1 protein-coding gene is annotated in these 672 nt (G+C 69.5%); it reads right to left on the bottom strand.

Going from position 1 to position 672, the window contains the following annotated elements; all coding sequences use genetic code 11:
* Positions 1–98: 98 nt before the first annotated feature.
* On the bottom strand, positions 99–672 hold a 574-nt coding region (locus KVT32_RS28150), incomplete at its 5' end, for a TlpA disulfide reductase family protein (protein WP_217619207.1).

Here is a 672-nt window from a genome sequence, read left to right as displayed (position 1 = left end):
TTTCTTCCATCATGGTCGTTTTCCTTCAGGATCGTTATTATGCCGACGAATATTTTATAAATCAATAGATTGTGTCGGGGCCTGGCTGCCGGTTTATACTAACGCAACGCCTCCAGCCGTTCGCGCAACTGCGCCGGCGACAGCTCGCCCATGTGGCGCGCCGCCAGCCTGCCGTGGCGGTCGTAGAACAGCGTGGTCGGGTAGCCCTTGACGTCGGTCGCGCGCGCCAGGGAACGGATCGGATCGATCAGTACGTTGGCCAGCTCCAGGCCGGCGCCGTCGAGGTAGCGCGCGACAGTGGCGGCGTCCTCGGCCTGGTTGACGAACACGAAGGCAACCTCGGGGTGGGCGGCCTGGGCCGCGCCGAGGGCGGGCATCTCGCGCCGGCAGGGCGGGCACCAGGTGGCCCACAGGGTGACCACCATCGGCTTGCCGGCCAGCGTGCGCAGCCCGACGTCGCCGCCGTCCAGGCGTTTCAGGGTCAGTTCGGGCAGGGGCGGCGATGCCGGCGCACCGGCCACCGCCGCGAAGTTTGCCCCGGTCCAGACCGCCACGCCGGCGAGCGAGGCGGCCAGCAGCGGGCGGCGCAGGGCGCCGTCGCGGTGCACGCGCTCGAAGCCGACGGCAAAGGCCACCAGTAGCCCGGCGAAGGCGACGAAGCCGCCGACGCGG

The sequence above is a fragment of the Achromobacter sp. GbtcB20 genome (assembly GCF_019091095.1).
Taxonomy (GTDB): domain Bacteria; phylum Pseudomonadota; class Gammaproteobacteria; order Burkholderiales; family Burkholderiaceae_B; genus Achromobacter; species Achromobacter mucicolens.
Note: the sequence above shows the minus strand (reverse complement) of the source record. Positions and strands in the feature narration are given on the sequence as shown.